This is a genomic window from Frankia sp. R82 (assembly GCF_023716925.1).
GTDB lineage: Bacteria > Actinomycetota > Actinomycetes > Frankiales > Frankiaceae > Frankia.
Window position 1 is genome coordinate 17,516 of record NZ_JAMQQG010000036.1, and the last position, 21,693, is coordinate 39,208.

Genomic DNA, 21,693 nt, shown 5'->3' on the forward strand with positions numbered 1-21,693 from the left:
AGCACGGCGCGTTCGCGCCGCGCGCAGCCGCCGCGCGGCGCGGCCGTCGGCCATAGGTCTTGATCCTAAAACGGGGGATTCGGCAGTCTGTGGCACTCGCTGACGGCCTGGGGCCGGGCGTCGTACGGTGATCTGGTGGAGGTAGCGGCTGCTGAGCGGTTGGCGAGCGGGCTTCTGACCCCGTTGGGGGATCGGTGGCGGCATGTGCAGGCGGTGGCCGCTGCTGCTCGCGAGGTTTCGGCAGCGGTCGACCCGGAAGATCGGGATCTGCTGGTGGCTGCGGCTTGGCTGCATGACATCGGCTACGCCCCGCCGATCGGCCACCTACGGTTCCATCCGGTCGACGGCGCGCGGTTCCTCGAAGCCCAGGAAGCTCCGGAACGGCTGTGCGCCCTGGTCGCGCACCACTCGTGCGCCCGGTACGAAGCCGAGGAACGGGGACTGACGGCGGAGCTGTCCGCCTGGGAACTGGAAGTCTCGCCTGTGATGGACGCGCTGTGCACGGCGGACATGACGACCGGTCCGCAGGGCCAGCGGTTCAGCTTCCCCGACCGCATCGCGGAGATCCTCGCCCGCTATGGGGAAGGATCGATCGTTCACCGGTCGATCAGCCGGGCCCGGCCCGAGTTACAAGCGTCGGTCGACCGGACCTCGTCCCGGCTGGCACTGGATCAGCCAAGGTAAGGGGTTGCCCGCCCCTCCAGGTAGTGATCGATTCGCAGGCGCATTGACGGGTGGATGTTCAGCCCGTCAAGGTCGGCCGGGGCGACCCACTGGACCTCTTTCGTCTCACTGGACGTCCGTAGTTCGCCGCCGAGCAGGCGGGTCGTGAAGCAGAGTGAGAACTGTTGGCGGACCTCGCCGTCGTCGTAGGCCAGGACGTGCCGCGGGTTGGTGTAGACGCCGATCAGGCCGGTGACCTCGATGTCGATGCCGGTCTCTTCTTTGGTCTCCCGGACGGCGGCGTCGGTGATGGACTCGCCGAGGTCCATGCCGCCGCCGGGGAGCGCCCACAGGTTGTTGTCGGTCTTGTGGACCATCAGGATGCGATTGGACTCGTCGACGACCACGGCCGTGACCGAGGGGACGACGCTGTTCGCCTTGGGAGCGTTCGGGTCGTTGAAGTAGTCGATCCGCGCCACGAGGTATCAGGCTCCTTCGGTGGTGGCCCAGACCCGCTCGAAGCTCGCCGCGTAGTGGTCGAACAGCCCGCCGGGCTGCTCGCGCAGGTGCAGGACGGGTGAGTGGGCGGCGGGGGCACCGTAGACGTGGGTGTTCACGAGCATGTCGCCGTCGAACCGGTAGATCGAGTTGTAGAGCGTGGTGCTGTGCAAGCGTAGATCGATCCCGGGGGCGTCCCGCAGGGCGGCGAGGTAGGTGAGGGTGATCCGGGTCCGGGCGGCCAGGCCATCCCCGATGCCCTCCTCATCCCCGCGTAGGGCGACGGCGAGGGACTCGGGGTTCCCGAGCGCATAGCGGATCTTGACCCCGCTTGCGCCCTTGCGCCTCAGGATGGTCGTGAAGTCGGCGTGCCCGTCGGGCAGGAACAGGCCGGCGATCACGAGAACGTCGACCTGATGTGTCGCCTCGGCGAACAGGGTCCGCCACAGATCGCCCGGCACGGCGGTGCGGCTCGGGTAGACCCGCACGATCTCGGCGGGTACCTCCGCGGCCGGCACACCGGCGGCCCCGGTGCGGGGCTCCGGAACGCTGCCCGGCTTGTCCGCCAGGCCGATGCGTGCCCGTGGGATGCCGATCCCGTCGGCGATCCGCTCGAAGATCTCCAGGCTGGTGACCTGGCGGCGGCCGTTCTGGATCTCGCTCACATGCGACTGCGGGACCTCGCAGACGGCGGCGATCTGCGTCTGGGTCGCTCCGGTCCACTGGCGGTAGATCTTGAAAACCGCGCCGATATCGCGGCGGGCGAGGGCCTCGGACATGTCGGGCCGGTCCCACAGATCGGCCGGAGCCTGTGGAAGGGGGCGACGGACGGACACCACAAGCGCCTCCGGACGGTAGGAACAGGACCGTCTGTCCTCAATCGACTGCAGGCAGAGTATCCGGTCTCCGTATAGATCGGAAGCCTGGGCGTATACGTCCAGCGGCCTTCCGTGACACCTGTCCCGGCTGGACGGTGGATGGGCACCGGTTCCGCCTGGTGGCGTTCGTCCCCCGGCGGCTCCTGGCATCCACTGCACGTCGCCGAGCACGGGAGGGCAGATCGTGATCACATTCGATGCAGGTGGCGGTGAGGACCCGGGCAGGCCACTGTTCGGCATCGTCCGATTCGACCCCGGCAAGGAACGGCGGGTACGCGACACGCTGATCTCCTTCGACACGGCCGCCGCGGCTGACCTCCTCGTGATTCGTGAGCAGTGGACGGACGACTACCAGGTGACCCCGTTGCGGTTCGTGGTCCCCGAGCAACTGCGCCCACCGGCCGGCGCCCGACTACCGCTCGACGAGATGGTGGCCCGTTTCCCGACCCGTCGGCGGTGGGCATGACCTCGTCCGTTTCGCCTGATCAGTCAAGGTCGGCCGCACCGGTCACCGCCAACGGCGCACCGGGCAATCCAGGACATCCGGCCGCCGTCGCGCTGCTGCCGTGGGGCGCCGCAGAATGGGCGGTGATCGTGCAACCGGGCTCGGACTCCGCGGACATCCTCCGGGCAGTGGCCCGGATGCCGGCCGGGCTGACGTTCGCCGAGTCCTTCGGGGACGTGGACATCGTGCTCGTCTACCGCGCACCGCCCGAGCTGGCAGGCGACATCGACAACGACGATCCGGGGCCGTCTCGACGGGGCTGCGCGAACGCCGCCCTGCGGGTGGTCCTAGATCTCCATCCATGCCGGCCCGACTCGCGGTGGATGACCGGTGGAGAGCGTGCGGCGTTCCAGGCCGGTCAGGTGGAAGCGCTCGAATCGGTCCGCCGGGCCATCCTGCATGCCCTCGGTGTCCCACCTGTCTCGTGAGCTGACCACATCGAACGGCTTCTGACCACGGACGGGCCGGTCCGGCGGGTGCTACTCCGCCGGGTCCGGCCCGTTGTCGTTGGCTCCTTCTCCAGTGCTGCCAATCCCAGGCATGATGCGTTCCGCAAGGTCGGTCAGTCGCTGCTCGATGCGGAGCAGGACGGCGAGAATCTGATGGTCGGTGCCCACGCTTCCAGGGGCACTCGCCGGTGGTGCGTGCTCCGCGGCGTCCTGCTCCAGCTCTTGGTCTTGGTCTTGGAGCAGGACACGGATGAGATGGTCGTGCGGCCAGTCGAGCGCGCGGGCCACGGCGGTGAGCGTCGCGTTCTGGACTCGGCGCCGCTGGGCTCCGTGCTGAAGCTGGCGTAGTGTCGCGACCGAAACCCCGGATACCTCGGCGAGGGCCTGCTGTCCGATCCGCAGCGTTGCCATCCGCACGTTGAGTGCGTCGGCCACGGCCTGCCAGTCCTCGCCCTCCACCCGCCCACGGGCGGTGTACGGCGGAACTCCCCGTCTGTTTGCCACCCGCAAAATTTAGCCTGATGGTGAACGGATACTCCAGCCGGTCAGTGGATATTTTCCATCCCACGCCCGTATACATCGGCGCGAAACTACTTGGCGAGCGGTTAGTGAGCGGTTCAGAGTGGGTGTTGCCCGACAGCGGCCGGAACACCGGCGGCGAGGCTTACCACTCGGAGGATGATCGTCAATGGCGGTGCCGTCGCGTATTCCGGTGCGTTTCGAGGACGTGTTCCCGGCGGGTGCGTTTGTGCTGGGGGTGGAGGCGTCGAGCGACTACGAGAAGGTGAAGGCGAAACTGCCGGACGTACAGGCGCGGGACAAGGACACCGGTGAGCGGGTGTGGGTGGTGCGGGTGTTGAACGCGGACCCGACGGCTCGGCAGGCCGAGGTGAAGGTGAAGATCACCGGTGAGGTGCAGCCGGTGCCGCCGGAGGTGATGGCGGGGACGCCGTTTCGGCCGGTGGTGTTCGAGGGGTTGACGGTGACGCCGTGGGTGGATACCAACGGGTCCCGTCCGCGGCAGGCGTTCGCGTTGCGGGCGGCGGCGATGGTGGCCGTGGGCCAGGCTGGTCGGCGGGCTGCGGCGGTGGCGGCGTGAACGGCGAGGAACGCAAACCGTCGTACCTGTCGATGTCCCTGGGCGTCGGCGGTGACTGGCGGGTGACCTGCCACACCTACCCCAACCGCGGTCCGATCCTGGCCGTCGATGCCGGTGGGATGTCGCTGGCCGTGTCGGCGAAGCATGGCGTTCCGGACGCCGATCACCTGGATTTCGCCTACGCACTGCTGGCCGCGCCGAACGACTATCTCATCGCCTGCGAAGCCCACCGGTTCGATTCCGAGGAAGCGGAAAACCCTTCGGCTGACGCCACCGAAACGGCGGCCGCGACGGAGAACCGCGCAGCCTAGCACCACCCTTTCCCTTCCGGAGGTCCGGACTTTCTGTTTCCGTTCCGGGGCCACCCACTGTCTCCCCGTTCGCATATCCCTGTAGTTCCGCGCGCTCGAAAACAGGTGGTATTTGCCATGTCCAGAATCAGCGGCGACAAGGCGTCGCCGCGTATTCCCACCCGCAACGACAAGATGCGGGTGCCGCTGTGGATGCTGCTCCTGGCCGTCGCTGGGAAGGGCCTGTGGCTCGCCGTCCGCTGGTCCTTCCGCCACCGGATCGCGGTCGCCGTCGTGGTCGGGCTGCTGTTGGTCGTCCACCGGTTCGGCCCGGTGGGCCTGGCGGTGCTCGCTGGCGGGCTGGTCGTGGTGGTGCTGGTCTGGGCGCGGGTGCACCCGCGGTCGTGCTCCTGGCTGGGCCGCTGGCTGTGGGGCCGGACCCGGCTGGCGTTCGTCTACCGGTGGCGGTGGCGGGCGGCGATGGTCCACACCGACCTTGCGATCCGCATGCCGATGTCGACTGGCGATCAGGTGACGTTCGACGAGTATTTCCCGCGTATCCGCACGATCCGTTCTACTCGGGCTGTGGACACCCTGCGGGTGGAGCTGCTGCCCGGTCAGACCCCCGAGCAGTGGGCGGAGCAGGCCGAGGCGCTGCGGCATACCTTCCGGGCCCGGCGCTGCCAGGTGCAGGCCGAGACGTTCCGCTTCATCCGGTTGCACTTCCACCACCGCGACACCCTCACCCGCCCCGTCACCCCCACCCACCTCGACGAGATGAGCAGCACTCCGGGCGACGCCGACCCTGACCCGGCCGGCGCCGACCCGGACCCCACCCCGGTCCACACCGCCTATGCCCGGCTCGTCGCTGGACTGTCCGCGATCCCCGTGGGCCGCTGCGAAGACGGATCGGCCTGGACGCTGCCGGTGCGTGGGACGCATGTCCTGGTCGCTGGTGCCACCGGGGCGGGGAAGGGCTCGGTGCTGTGGTCGCTGCTGCGGGGTCTCGGCCCGGGAGTGCGGGCAGGGCTGGTGGAGCTGTGGGTGTGTGACCCCAAGGGCGGGATGGAACTGGCCTTCGGCCGGGCGATGTTCACCCGGTTCGCCACCACCACGGACACCATCGCCGCGCTGCTCGACGACGCTGTGACCGTCATGCAGGACCGGACCGCCCGGCTGTCCGGTGTGACCCGGCTGCACACCCCGACCACCACAGAGCCGCTGATCGTCCTGGTCGTCGATGAGATCGCCTCGCTGACCGCCTACGTCACCGAACGGGAGCTGAAGAAGCGGATCGGTGCGGCGCTGCCGCTGCTGCTCTCGCAGGGCCGGGCCCCCGGTGTGGTGGTCCTGGCCGCGGTGCAGGACCCGCGCAAGGACGTGCTGCCGTTCCGGGACCTGTTCCCGGTGCGGGTCGCACTCCGGATGACCGAACCCGACCAGGCCGACCTTGTCCTTGGCTCCGGTTCCCGCGACCGGGGAGCACGGGCGGAGGAGATCCCGCTGTCGCTGCCCGGGGTCGGCTACGTCCTGCACGACGGTAACCCCGACCCGATCCGGGTCCGGGCCGCGTTCATCGACGACGACGAGATCGCCCGCACCGTGCACACCTACCGGCCTGCGATGGCCGGCGGCTGGGTGCCCGACCTTGACGCCTTCACCGGCGATGACGATCCCGACGGCGCCCCCGACCAGCTCGACGCCGCCGCATGACCGCGCCACTCCACGGACCTGACCCGGCCGCTCCCACCCCGCCCCCCGGGGATGGTGAGCGTCCGGGTTCCCGGGCCGCGCGCATGCGGATGCCCCTGGCCCGCCACGTTGTCGAGGCCGTCGCTTTGGACAACGGGGTGTGTGTCCGGCCGATGCCGATGCGCCGGACCAACCTGGACACCGGCGAAACACAGATCATCCCCGTCCCGTGTAGCGCCACCTTGGCATCGAAATGCCCTCCGTGTGCGGAGAAAGCCCGCCGGCTACGGATGGCTCAGTGCAAGACCGGCTGGCATCTCGATGACGAACCGGTCCCCGACCCCGACCCACCCACCGACGACGCCAAAGCCCTCGCGACCCTGCGCGCGGACCTTGAAGCGGCCCGCGCCGACGTCCTGACAGCCGGCGATGTCGGTCAGGCCGGGGAGATCGACGAGCTGATCGGGCAGGTCGACGACGAACTGGCCGCATTGGGTGTGCGGGGCAAGGCTGCCCCGGACAACCGGGACCGGCCGCGGCGTGTCCGCTCGACCCGGCGGCGCCAGGACGCCCCCGACCTGCCCCGTTTCCCCGTCGACCGGCGCACGGTCGGGCGGACCTTCGAGGCAGCGGATGGGACGGTGTGGCGCCCGTCGATGTTCCTCACCCTGACCTGCGACACCTACGGCCGGGTCCACTCCGACGGCACCCCCGTCGACCCGGCGTCCTACGACTACCGGCGGGCCGCCCGGGACGCCATCCACTTCCCGAAGCTGCTCGACCGGTTCTGGCAGAACCTGCGCCGCGCGGTCGGCTGGGACGTCCAGTACTTCGCCGCGCTGGAACCCCAGAAACGCCTTGCCCCGCACCTGCACGCGGCGATCCGCGGCACCATCCCCCGGGCGATGCTGCGCCTGGTCGCGGCGGCCACCTACCACCAGGTCTGGTGGCCGCAGGCTGACCGGCCGGTCTACGACGATCACCGGCTACCAGTCTGGAACGAGGGAGCCGCCGGCTACGTCGATCCCGACAGCGGGCTGCCGCTGCTGTCCTGGGATGACGCCCTCGACGGCATCGGCGAGGACGACGAACCCGCCCACGTCGTCCGCTTCGGCCCGCAACTGCGCGCCGACGGGGTCACCGCGAACAGCGCGCAGACCGGCCGGATGATCGGCTATCTGACCAAGTACCTGACCAAAAGCCTCGACGCCTGCCACAACCTCGCCAGCGACCCGCAACGCCGCCACGTCGACCGGCTCGCCGACGCCCTACGCCACGAACCCTGCTCCCCGACCTGCGCGAACTGGCTGCGCTACGCCATCCAACCCCGCAACCCCCGCCCCGGACTCGTCCCCGGACGATGCAAGGGCAAGATCCACCGGCGAGAAACCCTCGGCTTCGGCGGCCGGCGCGTCCTGGTCTCCCGACACTGGTCCGGCAAAACCCTCACCGACCACCGACACGACCGGGTCACGTTCATCCGGCAGCAACTCGACGCCCTCGGCGCCACCGGGACCGGCCCGGCCACACCCGACGGCGAGTCCGACCCGGCCCGGATGGTCTGGCAGCTCCTGCGGCCCGGCGACCCGGCGGCACCTCGCCGTGAACATCTGCTGTTGCACGCGGTCGCGCAACGCCACGCCTGGCGGGCGCAGCTCGATGCCGCCCGGGCCGCTGCTGCCGACGGCCTTCCGGCAACCGGCCCACCGCTGCCCGACGCCGCCTGAACCCCTGTCCTGTGAGTCCTCGGAGAGACCCGTGCACAAGCTCTTGCTGACCGTCAACGAAGCGGCGGCCCTGCTCGGCGTCGGCCGGACCACCGTCTATGACCTGATCCGAGCCAACCGCCTTGAAGCGGTCCAGATCGGGCGGTCCCGCCGTGTTCCCCGCGCCGCGGTCCTCGCCTACGTCGATCGGCTGCGCGGCGAAGGAGAAGCCGCGTGACCGGCAAACGGGCTCACGCCCGGAACCGCGGGCCACCAGCCGCGGGCCCGATCTTCTCGGCGATCAAGACGGTCCCGGCGGGTGCTACCAACACCCGGCCGGGACCTGAGCCCCACCCCTTGGAACAAGCAAGGAGAGAGACCTGTGCCCATCTTCTCGTCCGGACCGCACGGCGCGTGGCGGACCCCCGGCGACGACCATCCCCTCATCTCCGCCAGAGCCGACCACAACGGCGATCATGCGGTGATCCTCCGTCCTGGTGCTGACATCGGCGACTTGGTGGCGCTGCTCACCACGCTGCCGCCGGCCGCCTTCTTCACCGAGCACTTCGGCGATGTCGACATCGTCCTGATCTTCCGCCCGGTCCCCGGCGATCCGGCAACCGTCCCGGCCGGCGAGACGAACCCGCCCGACCCGGCGGCGGCACACGCGACGCCGTAACCCACCGTCGCTCTCCCCGTTCCTCCGCCGCGGCCCGGAAGACCATCCCTTCGCCGGAGGAACGGGGGGCATCTCGTCCTGGGCCGACACCGCATCCCGCGACCGGCCCCGGCGGCGAGCCCACCCCATCTCTCGGCAAGGAGCCACGCTCACCATGCCCGCCAATGACGACGCCCCCACGAACGGCCGGCGCAAGACCCGCAGGGAACGGACGAAGCGCGCCAACGGACAGGGCTCGATCTACCAACGCGCCGACGGCATGTGGGTCGGCGCGGCCTACGTCCTCATGCCCGACGGCACCACCAAACGGCGGCCGGTCTACGGCAGGTCGGAGGAGATCGTCCGGGGCAAGCTCACCGAGCTACAGGCCAACTCCGATCAGGGCATTCCCGCGGACGCGACCGGGTGGACGGTCGGTCGGTTCCTGTCGGCGTGGCTGGAGGGCACGGTGAAGCCGAATCGGCAGCCGAACACCTACATCACGTATGAGAAGGCCGTTCGGATCTACCTCATGCCGGGTCTCGGCAAGAAGCGGCTGAACAAGCTGACGGCGGCCGAGGTTCGCCAGTTCATCCGGCGACTGGAGAACACCTGCCTGTGCTGCGAACGGGGGAGAGATACTGCCCGTCCGGTGGGGGAGCGGCGCTGCTGCGCGGTCGGTCGGTGCTGCGAACGACGTCCCTCGAAGCGTCAGGTCCAGGTCGTTCACGCGGTGCTGCGTAACGCGCTGCAAGCGGCGGTCCGCGAGGAACTGATCCGGCGCAACGTCGCCAAGCTCGTGCAGGTTTCGACACCGCGCTATGGCATCGACCGGGGCCTGACCGTGGACCAGGCCCACATGTTGCTCGACGCCGCGACCGGCGACCGGCTGTACGCCCTGCTGGTCCTGGCCCTGTTCCTCGGAATGCGCCGGGGGGAACTGCTCGGGCTCCAGTGGTCCGACATCGACAGGGAACGGGAAACGCTCACCATCCGCCACACCCTTCAGCGGGTCGGCGGGGAACTGCGGCTGCTCCCGCCGAAGACGGACGACTCGGAACGCACCCTTCCGCTGCTGGGTCTGGTGGCTGACGCGCTGACGGAGCACCGCAGGCTCCAGGACGCCGAGCGGGAAGCGGCCGGCACGCGGTGGGTGAACACCGGTCACGTCTTCACCACGAAGATCGGAACCCCGATCGAACCGGACAACCTCCGCCGGTTCTGGATGCCGCTACGACGGGCGGCCGGACTCGACACCGTGGTGTTCCACGGGCTGCGGCACACCTGCGTGACGCTGCTTCTCGATCTCGGCGTTCCGCCGCACATCGTCCGCGACATCGCCGGACACTCGGCGATCGAGGTCACGATGACGATCTACGCTCATGCGTCCATGGGCGAGAAGCGCCGCGCCCTCGGCAAACTCGACGGCCACCTGACCAACCCGCGGCCCTGAGCACACTCGGCCCCGTTGCTACAGGCGTTGCTACACCTGAGGGGTTTCGGGGAGCTGCAGACATGGCGAGGGGATCGAAAGGCGCAGCATGCGGGCATGATCCCTACGTGCGCCCGGCAGGGATCGAACCTGCGACCTGGTGCTTAGAAGGCACTCGCTCTATCCACTGAGCTACGGGCGCGCTGACGCATGAGCCCACCGGGCGGGCCGCCCTCAGGGTAGCAAGTCCGGGGCCCGTGCTGGACACATGGCGGACACACCCGCGTCCGGGGCGTCGAGGCGACGATGGATGGCCGCGGTCGCGGCGCCGCGTAGCGCTCGTCGGTAGTGGTGCCGTCTCCGTCGGCCACTACCCGGGCGGGCTGGTGGCCGACGGAGCGTCCGGGTCTGCCGGCTGCTTCGGTCACCCGGGCTGGGCGGGCCGGGCGGGCCGAACTGGCCGGGTGGGTCAGGCGGCGAGGTGGGCCAGGTCGGCGAACTCCTGGTCGGTGAGGGTAATGCCGGCGGCGGCGATGTTCTCCTCCACGTGGGCGACCGACGACGTGCCGGGAATCGGCAGGATCACCGGCGAGCGGCGCAGCAGCCAGGCCAGGGCGAGCTGCGCGGGGGAGGCGGTGTGGCTGCGGGCGGCGGTGTCGAGCACACTGCCCGGCTGGGCCAGCCGGCCGGTGGCCATCGGGTCCCACGGGATGAAGGCGATGTTCTCCCGCTCGGCGTGGTCGAGCAGCTTCTCGGCAGTGCGGTAGGCCAGGTTGTAGCGGTTCTGGACGCTGACGATCGGCACGATGGTGCGGGCGTGCTCCACGTCCGCCACGGAGACCTCGGACAGGCCGATGTGGCGGATCTTGCCCTCCTGCTGCAGCGCCCGGAGCTCGCCGAGGGAGTCCTCGACGGGGGTGTCGGGGTCGATGCGGTGCAGCTGGTAGAGGTCGATGCGTTCGAGGCGCAGCCGGCGCAGCGACAGCTCCACCTGCTGGCGCAGGTAGGCGGGGCGCCCGACCGGGGTCCACTGGTTCGGCCCGCCCCGGGTCAGACCACCCTTGGTGGCGATGACCAGGTCGTCCGGGTACGGGTACAGGGCCTCGGCGATCAGGGTCTCGCTGACCTCCGGACCGTACGAGTCGGCGGTGTCGATGAAGGTCACACCAAGCTCGACGGCCCGACGCAGGACGGCCCGGGCCTGGTCCGGATCGGCGGGTGGGCCCCAGATCCCCTCGCCGGTGATGCGCATAGCGCCGAACCCGAGCCGGGTGACCGGCAGGTCGCCGCCGAGCAGGAACGTGCCGCTTCCGGCGGCGTCCGTGCTGGTGGTCGTGGTCGTCGACATCAGTGTCCTCCGGGTACGACGGTGTGGCGGGCCGGGCAGGGGCCTACGGGCCCCGAACGGCCTGGTTGACCTGAACGGTGCTGCTGGCTGTGGGCGGCATGCCGGTGCGGACCGTACTCAGTCCGTGGCTGGCATGCCCTCAGCGACAACCGGGGTCTGCCGGCAGGTGTTCCCACCCCGGACGGTGTTCCCACCCGGGCCGGGCTCCTACCGGACCTGCTTCGACCGGACCGCCGTCCACCGCAGCGGCCCGGATCAGCCCCTGGCGGAGCCGGAGCCCGATCGGTGACGCCCAGGGTGCTGGCCCGATGTGGGGGTGCGCCGGCTGTGGACGGCGTCGCGTTGTCCACAGCCGCACGGGGCGGGCTTCTCCCGGCCGCCGCGACGTTGCAGGCTGGATGCGCGCTGGTACCCCTCCCGGAACTCCCTCCCTGAACCGAGGAGCACCCATGCTTGACACGACCATCACCGTCGTCGGCAATCTCGTCGACGATCCGGAGCATCGGACGACGGCGGGTGGCGCGTCCGTCTGCAGCTTCCGGCTGGCCTCCACACCGCGGCGGTTCGACCGTTCGGAGAGCCGCTGGGTCGACGGCACGACGCTGTTCGTGCGGGTCTCCTGCTGGCGCCAGCTCGCCGACAACGTCGCCTCCAGCCTGAACAAGGGCGACCGTGCCCTGGTCTTCGGGCATCTGCGCCAGCGGTCGTTCGAGACGAGCGAGGGCGAGCGGCGGGTCTCGTTCGAGATCGATGCCGACGCGGTCGGCGCCGAGCTGACCTGGCACGGCGCGCGCTCACAGCGCCTGGCCCGCGGCAGCGCAACGGCGACCGCGCCGACCACGACGTCCGTCACCGCGTCGGACGTCGCGGATCCCGCTGACCCGGACGACGACGCGGACCCGGACGAGGACATCGAACTGCCCGGTGACGGCCCGCTGGTCGATCCGGGCGACGCGGCGGACCTGCCTGCGTCCGCCGATGCCGCGACCCTGCGGGACGTGCGGGACATCGCTGACCGCCACGCGGATGCACTGGTCAGCTGACCCGGGCAGGTCCGGCCCGCGTCGACCACAACGCGGGCCGGACCTGCCGCCCGGTCGGCCGTGGCTGCTCGGTAGCGTGCCGGGGGTGAGTATCCGGCACGACGACGCGTCCGTGCCCCGGGTGAGTGCGGCCGGCTGGTATGTGGTGGCGCTCGCCGTGTGCGCGGCGGTCGGCGCGGTCGTGCTGCGACACACCGTGTTTCCGCTGCTGTCGGTGAACAACGACGAGGGCATCTATCTGCTGCATGCCCGCACCCTCGCCGCCGGCCGGCTGTTTCCGTCCGCGCCCGACCCGGCCCAGTCCTATCTGCCCTGGTTGGGCACGGTGATCGACGGCCATTACGTCCTGAAGTACACGCCGTTCGTGCCGGCGATCTACGCGGTCGGGCTGCTGCTGACCGGCAGCATCGACCTGGCGCTCGCCGTCATCGCGGCGACCGCGGTCATCGTGACCTACCTGCTGGGCGTGGAACTGGGCGGCACGCGGCGGGTCGCGGCACTGGCCGCCACCCTGCTCGCGCTCTCCCCGCTCACCATGATCCAGAGCGCCATGGTGCTCAGCTATCTGCCGGCGCTCATCCTGATGCAGGCTGCGGTCCTCGGGGTGCTGCGCGGACGGCGCCGAGATCAGGTCTGGCCGGTCGTGGCGGGTGGCGCCGCCCTCGGGGTGGCGGGCGCGGTACGGCCCTACGACGCGGTGCTGCTGCTGGGTCCGCTGGCGGTGTGGCTCGCGGTCACGTCCGCGGGTCGGCGCTGGTGGTTGCTGCGCTGGTTGCTGTGCGGGCTCGCCGCGCCCGCCGTGGTGGTGCTGGCGACGAACCTGGCGGCGACCGGAAACCCGTTGCGGCTGCCGTTCGCCCTGCTCGAGCCGGACGACCGGCTCGGTTTCGGCGGGCGGCGGCTCTACCCGGGGGACGGGCTGCACGAGTTCGGGCTCGCGGACGGCCTGCGTTCCGTCGGGGACCATCTGTGGCTGCTGGGCGGCTGGGCGTGCGGCGGGGTGGTGCTCGCCGCCGCGGCGATCGGCGCCGCCGTCCGGCGTCGCCTGTCGGCACCGGCCGCGATGCTCGGGCTCGGCGGGGTGGCGTTCCTGATCGGATATGTCGGTTTCTGGGGGGCGTGGAACGCGGCCGAGCTGTGGGGCGGCATCCGGTATGTCGGGCCGTTCTATCTGGTGCCGGTGCTCGTCCCGCTCGTCCAGCTGGGCGCGGTGGGCAGTGCGGCCGGGGCGGCGGCGCTGCTTGCCCGCGGGCGCCGCATGGGACTTGCGGTGATCGTGCCGGTCGTGACCGCGGTGGCCGTGCTGACCGGTTTCGTGGTCACCGGTGCGGTGCGCGACAACCGTGTGCTCACCGATCATGACCGGGATCTGCACGCCATGCTGACCGGCCTGCCGGGGCGGTCGCTGGTGTTCGTGGCGGCGAGCCCCGCCTTCCTCGGGCATCCGTCGCCCGTCACGGCCAACGGTCCGGACCTCGACGGCCGGCAGCTCTATGCCATCGCCCGCGGCGTCGACGACCTGACCGTCGCGGCGGACCATCGCGACCGGTCGGCCTACCTGCTGCGGATGGCCGCGGCCTACAACCGGTCGCCGAGCTCGCCGTCCACGGCCCGTCTTGAGCGGCTCGCCGTCCGCAGCGGTAAACAGGTCGACGTGGCGATCACCATCGGCCCCCGGTCCGTTACGGGAGCGGTGCGGTCCGCTCGGCTGGTGTTCACCGCGGGCAGCCATCGCCTGACGGTTCCGGTCGATCCGCGGGCCGCCAGCTCGTTCACCCTCACCGTCGACGCCGACGGACTCGACCCGACCGACCTCACCGCGTCGACCGCGCGCACCCCCGGCAACCCGACGTCGCCGCAGGCCACCGCGAGCACCGTGCGGGGCGGTCGCGGGACATCGGTCACCGTTGCCCTGCTCGCCACGGACCCGTACGGCCGGGAACGCACCGTGGACCGGCAGATCCTCCCGGTTCGGCTGGCCCTCTCCGGGGCGCCCGCGGTCACGGTGCTCGGCTCGCTCGGGCCGGTCGACGAGATCGGCACCGGCACCCGGCCGCCGCTGGGCCTCACCCTCACCGCGGTCCCCGGCGCCGTCCGGTAAACGGGCCCAGCCACCCAGCCACCCAGCCACCCAGCCGAGCGGCCGGCGGGCTCAGTCGACCCGGTGGATGGGGGGTGGGGCGTAGTCGTCGTCGAGCACGGTGGGGCCGGGGGCGTCGACGCGCAGGGTCGGGCGGAAGTCGCCGCCGGCAGTGGGCAGCCAGTTCGCCTGCTCGTCCTCGTCCGGCGGCTGCTCGCACTGCAGGAACAGACGCACCGAACCGTCCCGCCCGCTGCGCAGCCCCTTGGTCCGACTGCCCAGCCAGTAACGGGACAGCGGATTGTCGACCAGATAGTAGTCCGGGGAGTCGTGCATGGTGAGCGACCAGCTCGCCCCGTCCGGCGGGGGCGCGAAGTCGATGGTGTAGCGGTGCGCGCCGGTCAGGCGCCGGCCGTCCGCGTCGAACAGGCAGCTCGCACGCAGGCTGCGGTAGCCGTGGGTCGGGCCGACCGGCTGACGGGCAAGGATCGCCCGGGCCAGGCGCCCGTGCTGGCGGTCCGCGATGCGCCAGGCCGGATCGTCGCGGGTCCCGGGGCCGAGGAAGTCGATGTTGAAGTCCAGGGCGTGCGGGGTGCTCGACCAGCCGCCGCGCAGCGCGCGTCCGGCGTGCACCAGCCGCTCCAGGCCGTCGCGGCCCGCCCGCAGGCCGCCGCGCAGCGACCAGGCCAGCGACGGATCCGGATCCACATAGGGCGACGGATCGTCGAACAGCCCCAGCGGCGCGAACCGGCGAGCGTAGTCCGTCTCCGCCGCGGCCGGCGGGAAGGCTGCCAACCAGATCCGCAGCTCCTCCCAGAACCGCAGGTCGTCGCACACGGCCAGGGTGGACTGCGGGGGACCCGGCGCGGGCGGAGCATGCCGGTCGAGCGGGCACAGCCGCAGTGCGTCCTGCCGGTGGTGAACCAGATCGGCCTCGCTCGGATCGTCGAGGGCGATCCGAGCGATCAGGATCAGCAGCCGGGTGGGCGCCTCGACCGGGACGAACCCCGCCGGCAGCCGCCGTGACCACCCGGGCGGCACCAGAACGTAGGTCGAGGGCGTGGCGCCGTCGGCACCGGTGATGCTGGCCGACCCCAGGTAGGCGAAGGCGTTGCGCCACATGTCGGTGAGCACCACCAGCAGCGGCGGCTCGGGATCGGTCGGCAGCTGCAGGATCACCGGGCCGACCGCGAGATCGACCAGGGCGATCGACGACAGCACGTCCGCCTCCAGGCTGACGAACGACGAGCGGGGCCCGGGCAGCTCCCACTGGTGGTCGAAGTAGTTGAATCCGGTGTTCCCGCGGCTGCCGAGCCCACCGCCGGCATACCGGCCCAGCAGACGCACGCTGCTGACCAGCGGGTAGCCGAAGACGTAGGCCTCGGCGGCCAGGCCGAAGCGGTGATCATTAGCGCGCATGCCGGGCATCGCAGCCATCCGATTCCGTCAGGTGTTTGCCGTCATACGTTGCGTGCCCGCAACCGGGTGAGCGCTACCCACCTGTGTCCGTGCACCGGACCGACCCGTCGGACCGATCACCGACGTCGGACCGATCACCGACGTCGGACCGATCACCGACGTCGGACCGATCACCGACGTCGGGCCGGTCACCGGCATGCCCTAGGGTTGGAGACATGGCGCAGTACGTCTTCCAGATGCGCAAAGCGCGCAAGGCCCACGGCGACAAGGTCATCCTCGACGATGTGACCCTGTCGTTCCTGCCCGGAGCGAAGATCGGAGTGGTGGGTCCCAACGGGGCCGGGAAGTCGTCCCTACTGAAGATCATGGCTGGGATCGACCACCCCAGCAACGGCGATGCCACCCTCAGCCCGGGCTACACCGTCGGCATGCTCGCCCAGGAACCACCCCTGGACGAGACCAAGGACGTCCGCGGCAACGTCGAGGACGGCGTCCGGGAGATCCGCCGGGTGCTCGCCCGCTACGAGGAGATCAACGAGAAGATGTCCGCGCCCGACGCGGACTTCGACGCGCTGCTCACCGAGCAGGCCGAGCTCATCGACAAGATCGAGGCGGCGAACGCCTGGGAGCTCGACAGTCAGCTCGACCAGGCGATGGACGCGCTGCGGCTGCCCCCGGGCGACGCCGACGTGTCGCTGCTGTCCGGCGGTGAGCGGCGCCGGGTGGCGCTGTGCAAGCTGCTGCTGGAGGCCCCCGACCTGCTGCTGCTCGACGAGCCGACCAACCATCTCGACGCCGAGAGCGTCGCCTGGCTCGAGCAGCACCTGGCCCGCTATGCCGGCGCCGTGCTGGCCGTCACCCACGACCGGTACTTCCTCGACAACGTCGCCGGGTGGATCCTCGAGCTCGACCGTGGTCGCGCCCTGCCCTACGAGGGCAACTACACGACCTACCTGGAGAACAAGGCCTCCAGGCTGAAGGTCGAGGGTCAGAAGGACGCCAAGCGGCGCCGGGTGCTCGCCCAGGAGCTCGAGTGGGTCCGGTCAAACCCGAAGGCCCGCCAGACCAAGAGCAAGTCGCGCCTGGCCCGCTACGAGGAGCTCGCCGCCGAGGCCGACCGGGCCCGGCCGCGCGACTTCGAGGACATCCAGATCCCGCCCGGCCCCCGCCTGGGCAACCAGGTCATCGAGGCCCGCAACCTCACCAAGGGGTTCGACGACCGTCCGCTCATCGATGGGCTGTCGTTCACGCTGCCCCGCGGTGGCATCGTCGGCGTCATCGGCCCGAACGGTGTCGGCAAGACCACCCTGTTCACGATGCTGACCGGGCAGGCCGAGCCGGACGCGGGTGAGCTCGTCATCGGGGACACCGTCGACATCGCCTACGTCGACCAGTCCCGCGCGGGACTGGATCCGAAGAAGAACGTCTGGCAGGTCGTCTCGGACGGCCTGGACCACATCATCGTCGGCAAGACCGAGCTGCCCAGCCGGGCGTGGGTGTCGTCGTTCGGCTTCAAGGGCCCCGACCAGCAGAAGCCGGTCGGGGTGCTCTCCGGCGGTGAGCGCAACCGGCTCAACCTGGCGCTCACCCTCAAGCGTGGCGGCAACGTCCTGCTGCTCGACGAGCCCACCAACGACCTGGACGTCGAGACGCTGCGCTCGCTCGAGGACGCGCTGCTGGAGTTCGCCGGCTGCGCCGTGGTGATCTCCCACGACCGGTGGTTCCTCGACCGGGTCTCCACCCACATCCTGGCGTGGGAGGGCACCGACGAGGATCCGGGGCGCTGGTTCTGGTTCGAGGGCAACTTCGCCGACTACGAGGCCAACAAGATCGACCGCCTCGGGCAGGAGGCCGCCCGCCCGCACCGGGTGACCCACCGCAAGCTCACCCGCGACTGATCCGGGTCGTTCGCGACGGCCCGGAAAGGGAGCGGGCCGTCGCGAACGTCCGGAGTCTCGGTGCCGTGCCGTGCGGCCGGCTGGGCCGGCCGGACCAGCGGCGCCGCTCAGTCGGGTCGGTTCTGCAGGGACTTCGCGGCCGTGCGCAGGTACTCCCAGAGGGTGTCGAACTGGTCGGGCGGCAGGTTCAGCGAGTCGACCGCCCGGCGCATCACGACCAGCCAGGCGTTGCGTTCGACCGAGCCGATGGCATAAGGGACGTGCCGCAGCCGCAGCCGGGGATGGCCCCGTAGCTCCTGGTAGTCGGAGGGGCCGCCCCAGTACTGGATGAGGAACAGCCGCAGCCGCTCCTCGGCGCCCTCAAGATCATCCTCTGGGTAGAGCGGGCGCAGTACCGGGTCGTTCGCCACACCCTCGTAGAACCGCGCGACCAGCGTGCGGAAGGTGGGCTCCCCGCCGACGGCGTCGAAGAAGGTCGTGGTGGGCTGGGCCGGGGTGGAAGGCTGGCTCACTGGTCCATTGTGCGCCAGCCATCGACCGGGCCGGCCGCGTGTGGGCCCTCATGGGGCGGGCGGAGCCACCCAGACGGTCGTGTCCGGCGGGAGATCGAGCGTCGTGCCGTCATAACCCACAGGTCCGCTCGCCAGCACCAGGCGGCCGGAGATCGCCAGCCGCACCGGCCCGTCCGTGGCCATCACACACGTCATACCGGCCGACCCCACCGAGGTGGCCGTCGCGGCGGCCGATGCGGACGCAGCTGCGGAACCGCGTCCGGCGGCCGAAGCCGGCGGTGGTCGGTCGAAGGCCAGGCAGCCGGCGGGAACGTCGTCGTGCCAGCGCAGGGCCTCGCCCCGCAGCTGCGGCAGTGCGCGGCGTAGCGTCAGCGCACCCCGCACCAGCAGCCAGGTCGACATCGGATCGGCGGCCTGGGCCAGCACGCTGCGCGCGGCCCAGTCCACGGGCTGGGGCAGCCAGGGCCGCACGCCCGGCGCGGTGAAACCGTAGGGCGGTGCGTCCCCCGACCACGGCAGCGGCACCCGGGCGCCGTCGCGGCCCACCGAGGTACCCCCGGAGCGGGTCCACACCGGGTCACGTCGGTCGGCCGGTGCCACCTCGGCCTGCGGCAGCGCCAGCTCGTCACCCTGATAGAGCACGGCGACGCCGGGCAGCGCCAGCATGGTCAGCAGGGCCGCCCGGGCCCGGCGCTCGCCCACCGCCCCGCCGCCGTAGCGATCCACCGGGCGGACCACGTCGTGGTTGGCGAGCACCCAGGTGGCCGCGGCCCCGACCGCGCCGAGGGCATCCCGTTCGGCGTCGATCGCCGCCCGCCAGGCCGCGGCCGCGAACGGCGCGGACAACAGCGAGAACGAGAACGTCAGATGCAGCTCGTCGGGACGGACGTACCGGGCCAGGCGCACCGGGTCGCGCACCCAGGTCTCGCCGACGAGGACCCGGGGCCGGCCGTCGCGGGCGGTGTAACCGTCGGTGATCGTCCGCCAGGACCGGTAGACCTCGTGCACGCCGTCCTGATCCCACACGTGCGGCTCGGCCTCGTCGCGGAAGCCGCTGTCCGGTTCGAGCGCCGGGCCGGGCGGGTTGTCCCGCAGCTCGGCATCCTTGACCAGGCCGTGGCTGACGTCGATGCGGAATCCGTCGACCCCCCGGTCGAGCCAGAACCGCAGGGTCGCCTCGTGGTCGGCCCGCACCGCCGGATGCGACCAGTTCCAGTCGGGCTGGGTGGCGTCGAACAGATGCAGGTACCACTGGCCGTCCGGGACGCGGGTCCACGCGGGACCACCGAAGACGGACTGCCAGTTGTTCGGCGGTAGCACCCCGCCCGGCCCGCGCCCGTCCCGAAAGACGTAGAGCGCCCGTCGCGGGTCGCCCGGCGGCGCGGCGAGGGCCGCCACGAACGCCGGATGCGCGGCGCTGGAATGGTTCGGGACGAGGTCGACGAGCACGCCGAGCCCCGCGGCCGCGGCCTCGGCGAGCAGCGCGTCCAGGTCGGCGAGCCGGCCGAACAGCGGGTCGACGTCGCGGTGGTCGGCCACGTCGTAGCCATGGTCGGCCATCGGCGACCGGTAGAACGGAGTGATCCACAGCGCGTCGATCCCGAGTTCGACGAGCACCGGCAGATGGCGGCGCAGGCCCGGTAGATCGCCGACCCCGTCGCCGTCGGAATCGGCGAAGCTGCGCACGTACACCTGGTAGAGCACGGCCCGGCGCCACCAGTGCGGATCCCGCCGGGCCGGGTGGTCGGGGCGGTCGACCTGATGCGGATCAATCATGGAATCATCCGGCTTGCCATGACCTGTACTCATCCGCTCCATCCTGGTCGGGAACGGGGGCCCGCCGTCGGGTCCGGCCGAGATTCTCGCGATGCGCGATGTCAGAGTACGGAACTACACTTCCACAGGTGGACCAGGTGACTGGCCGTTACGGCTCAGTCCCGGGAGTCGGGAACCGTCCGGAGTGGGGGAATACAACTCCGACGTCCGACCAGGCCCCCGGGCATCGGTCAGACGCGTCCGGCGCTGTCGAACCAGGCGGCGCCAGTGGCGCGGTCGGCGCACATGACACGGCCGGCGCGAGTGGCACAGCCGCGGGCGAAAACTCCGGCCCGGACCCGGCGGTCGCCGGGTCCGGGCGGCGAGCGGCCGGCCGGTTGGTCGCCGCGGTGCGACGCACCGTCCGCGGTCAGCTCGGCCAGAGCGAGCCGGGCCGGAGCCAGGGCCTGGGTCTGGGCCGCTCGAGTGGCATTCCGGCGAGTTTCCTGGCCGACGCGGGCCTGCTGCTCGCCGAGTCCCTGGATCCGGAACGAGTCGCCCACCTGCTCGCCGACCTCGTACTGCCGCACCTGGGCGTGGTGAGCCTGGTGTGGCTGCGTGAGGACGACACCCCGCAGCTGAACGCATCGAGCGCCCTTGATCCGCGGGTCGACCAGCTGCTGCGGGCGATGATCTCCGCTCGTCCGCCGTCGCTCGCCGACGAGTACCCGCCGGGGCTCGTGCTGCGCACCGGGCAGACCTGCTGCCTGCCCCGGCTCGAGGACATGCGCGCCCTGCGGACCACCACCGAATCGGGTTACCAGCGGTTCCGCCAGCTGCGGGACGGGCCGACGCTGCACGTCCCGCTGGCCGCCGGCGGCGAGGTCTTCGGGGTGCTCACGGTCGGTCGACCCGCAGGTGACTACCGCAACGACGAGATCGTCCTGCTCGAGGGCCTGGCCCGGCGCGGTTCGATCGCGCTGCGCAACGCGATGCGGTTCCGCGAGGCACAGGAATCGGCGCTGACCCTGCAGCGATCGCTGCTGCCGGCGAACCCCCCGGCCCTCGACGGCGTCGAGATCGCCATGGAGTACCGCCCCGGGACGGCGGGCACCGAGGTCGGCGGCGACTTCTACGACATCATCCCGCTCTCCGGCGGCCGCTTCGGCGTCGCCATCGGTGACGTCATGGGCCGCGGCCTGCAGGCGGCGGCGGTGATGGGCCAGCTGCGGGCGGCGCTGCGCGCCTACGCGCTCGAGGAGTGGTCGCCCGCGGAGGTGCTCTCCCGCCTCGACCGGGTCGTCGGAATGCTGCCCGGCCTGCAGATGGCGACCTGCATGTACGCGGTCTACGACCGGCACACCGGACGGGCCGTCATCGCCAACGCCGGCCACCTCGCGCCGCTGGTCGTGCTGCCCGACGAGGATCCCGACTACCTGGTGCTCGAACCCGGCCTGCCGCTGGGGGTCGGCGAGGGCGAGAACGCCGGGTTCAGCGAGACCAGGGTGAGCCTGCCGCCCGGATCGGCGCTGGTGATGTTCACCGACGGTCTGGTCGAGTCGCGTCGACGCCCGCTCGTCGACGGCCTGCGCAACCTGCGTCGCGGCCTGATCGAGCAGCGCGCCAAGGCCGCTGCCGCCCGCGAGGCGCAGGCCGAACTGGACGCCGCGGCGGCGATCGCGGTCGGCTTCGGTGACCTGGCCGACCCGGGCGGGAGCTGGGTGGACCGGCGGGCCCCCGGCCCCTCCCAGGGTCCCCCGCCCGGCGT

The 21,693-nt window shown here is 71.2% G+C and carries 21 protein-coding genes and 1 tRNA gene; 14 read left to right on the plus strand and 8 right to left on the minus strand.

The window, feature by feature from the left end:
- Positions 1–135 precede the first annotated feature (135 nt).
- Positions 136–684: an HD domain-containing protein gene (locus tag ND747_RS09535; RefSeq protein ID WP_308204594.1), complete on the plus strand. Its 549-nt coding sequence runs from the start codon at positions 136–138 to the stop codon at positions 682–684.
- Here ND747_RS09535 and ND747_RS09540 read toward each other — a convergent pair.
- Together ND747_RS09540 and ND747_RS09545 are read right to left on the minus strand one after the other, a co-directional pair.
- On the minus strand, positions 672–1,142 hold the full coding sequence (locus ND747_RS09540) for an NUDIX domain-containing protein (protein WP_251733134.1): 471 nt from the start codon (positions 1,140–1,142) through the stop codon (positions 672–674). The genes ND747_RS09535 and ND747_RS09540 overlap by 13 nt on opposite strands.
- A gap of 6 nt (positions 1,143–1,148) precedes the next feature.
- Entirely contained in the window at positions 1,149–1,940 is a 792-nt protein-coding gene (locus ND747_RS09545; RefSeq protein WP_251733135.1) for a helix-turn-helix domain-containing protein, read from the minus strand.
- Positions 1,941–2,223: 283 nt separating this feature from the next.
- Between ND747_RS09545 and ND747_RS09550 the strand changes: the two genes are divergently transcribed.
- Together ND747_RS09550 and ND747_RS09555 are read left to right on the plus strand one after the other, a co-directional pair.
- Positions 2,224–2,505 (plus strand): hypothetical protein, encoded by a 282-nt coding sequence (locus ND747_RS09550; protein ID WP_251733136.1) that lies wholly within the window; start codon positions 2,224–2,226, stop codon positions 2,503–2,505.
- The gene (locus ND747_RS09555; RefSeq protein WP_251733137.1) at positions 2,502–2,972 is read left to right on the plus strand and encodes a hypothetical protein; all 471 of its coding nucleotides are present in this window, start codon (positions 2,502–2,504) and stop codon (positions 2,970–2,972) included. Before ND747_RS09550 ends, ND747_RS09555 begins: the two co-directional genes overlap by 4 nt.
- Before the next feature lie 51 nt (positions 2,973–3,023).
- On the opposite strand, the gene ND747_RS09560 is transcribed toward ND747_RS09555, so the two are convergent.
- Positions 3,024–3,497: an XRE family transcriptional regulator gene (locus ND747_RS09560; RefSeq protein ID WP_251733138.1), complete on the minus strand. Its 474-nt coding sequence runs from the start codon at positions 3,495–3,497 to the stop codon at positions 3,024–3,026.
- 184 nt (positions 3,498–3,681) lie between these two features.
- On the opposite strand from ND747_RS09560, the gene ND747_RS09565 reads away from it, so the two are divergent.
- The 7 genes from ND747_RS09565 (at position 3,682) to ND747_RS09595 (ending at position 9,891) form a co-directional block, all read left to right on the plus strand.
- Positions 3,682–4,092, plus strand: a complete 411-nt coding sequence (locus tag ND747_RS09565) for a plasmid replication, integration and excision activator (protein WP_251733139.1) — start codon at positions 3,682–3,684, stop codon at positions 4,090–4,092.
- Positions 4,089–4,403, plus strand: a complete 315-nt coding sequence (locus ND747_RS09570) for a hypothetical protein (protein ID WP_251733140.1) — start codon at positions 4,089–4,091, stop codon at positions 4,401–4,403. Before ND747_RS09565 ends, ND747_RS09570 begins: the two co-directional genes overlap by 4 nt.
- A 117-nt stretch (positions 4,404–4,520) precedes the next feature.
- Positions 4,521–6,095 (plus strand): FtsK/SpoIIIE domain-containing protein, encoded by a 1,575-nt coding sequence (locus tag ND747_RS09575; protein ID WP_251733141.1) that lies wholly within the window; start codon positions 4,521–4,523, stop codon positions 6,093–6,095.
- Positions 6,092–7,801 carry a replication initiator gene (locus ND747_RS09580; protein WP_251733142.1) on the plus strand — a complete coding sequence of 570 codons (1,710 nt, stop codon included), beginning with the start codon at positions 6,092–6,094 and terminating at the stop codon, positions 7,799–7,801. Before ND747_RS09575 ends, ND747_RS09580 begins: the two co-directional genes overlap by 4 nt.
- 31 nt (positions 7,802–7,832) lie before the next feature.
- Complete coding sequence (locus tag ND747_RS09585) at positions 7,833–8,018, plus strand: helix-turn-helix domain-containing protein (protein WP_248810795.1); 186 nt, start codon at positions 7,833–7,835, stop codon at positions 8,016–8,018.
- A 144-nt stretch (positions 8,019–8,162) separates the two neighbouring features.
- A complete protein-coding gene (locus ND747_RS09590; RefSeq protein WP_251733143.1) occupies positions 8,163–8,459 on the plus strand; it encodes a hypothetical protein in 297 nt (98 codons plus the stop codon).
- Positions 8,460–8,613: 154 nt separating this feature from the next.
- Complete coding sequence (locus ND747_RS09595; protein ID WP_251733144.1) at positions 8,614–9,891, plus strand: site-specific integrase; 1,278 nt, start codon at positions 8,614–8,616, stop codon at positions 9,889–9,891.
- Positions 9,892–9,999: 108 nt separating this feature from the next.
- Here ND747_RS09595 and ND747_RS09600 read toward each other — a convergent pair.
- A tRNA-Arg gene (locus tag ND747_RS09600) sits at positions 10,000–10,072 on the minus strand.
- 267 nt (positions 10,073–10,339) lie between these two features.
- Positions 10,340–11,218, minus strand: a complete 879-nt coding sequence (locus ND747_RS09605) for an aldo/keto reductase (protein WP_251733145.1) — start codon at positions 11,216–11,218, stop codon at positions 10,340–10,342.
- A gap of 449 nt (positions 11,219–11,667) precedes the next feature.
- Here ND747_RS09605 and ND747_RS09610 point away from each other — a divergent pair, with 449 nt between their 5' ends.
- A complete protein-coding gene (locus ND747_RS09610; protein WP_251733146.1) occupies positions 11,668–12,261 on the plus strand; it encodes a single-stranded DNA-binding protein in 594 nt (197 codons plus the stop codon).
- Positions 12,262–12,346: 85 nt separating this feature from the next.
- Positions 12,347–14,362, plus strand: a complete 2,016-nt coding sequence (locus tag ND747_RS09615) for a phospholipid carrier-dependent glycosyltransferase (protein WP_308204595.1) — start codon at positions 12,347–12,349, stop codon at positions 14,360–14,362.
- Positions 14,363–14,413: 51 nt separating this feature from the next.
- On the opposite strand, the gene ND747_RS09620 is transcribed toward ND747_RS09615, so the two are convergent.
- A complete protein-coding gene (locus ND747_RS09620) occupies positions 14,414–15,760 on the minus strand; it encodes a DUF1254 domain-containing protein (RefSeq protein ID WP_251733148.1) in 1,347 nt (448 codons plus the stop codon).
- Positions 15,761–15,975: 215 nt separating this feature from the next.
- On the opposite strand from ND747_RS09620, the gene ettA reads away from it, so the two are divergent.
- Positions 15,976–17,658: an energy-dependent translational throttle protein EttA gene (gene ettA / locus ND747_RS09630; RefSeq protein WP_251733149.1), complete on the plus strand. Its 1,683-nt coding sequence runs from the start codon at positions 15,976–15,978 to the stop codon at positions 17,656–17,658.
- Positions 17,659–17,765: 107 nt separating this feature from the next.
- Here the strand turns inward: ettA and ND747_RS09635 are convergent, their stop codons facing one another.
- Together ND747_RS09635 and ND747_RS09640 are read right to left on the minus strand one after the other, a co-directional pair.
- Positions 17,766–18,188 (minus strand): globin, encoded by a 423-nt coding sequence (locus ND747_RS09635; protein WP_285900269.1) that lies wholly within the window; start codon positions 18,186–18,188, stop codon positions 17,766–17,768.
- A 30-nt stretch (positions 18,189–18,218) separates the two neighbouring features.
- Positions 18,219–19,946, minus strand: coding sequence for a glycoside hydrolase family 13 protein (locus ND747_RS09640; protein ID WP_251733153.1), 1,728 nt, complete (start codon positions 19,944–19,946; stop codon positions 18,219–18,221).
- Positions 19,947–20,335: 389 nt separating this feature from the next.
- Here ND747_RS09640 and ND747_RS09645 point away from each other — a divergent pair.
- Positions 20,336–21,693, plus strand: a 1,358-nt coding sequence (locus ND747_RS09645; RefSeq protein WP_251733151.1) for a GAF domain-containing SpoIIE family protein phosphatase, incomplete at its 3' end; no start/stop codon positions are given.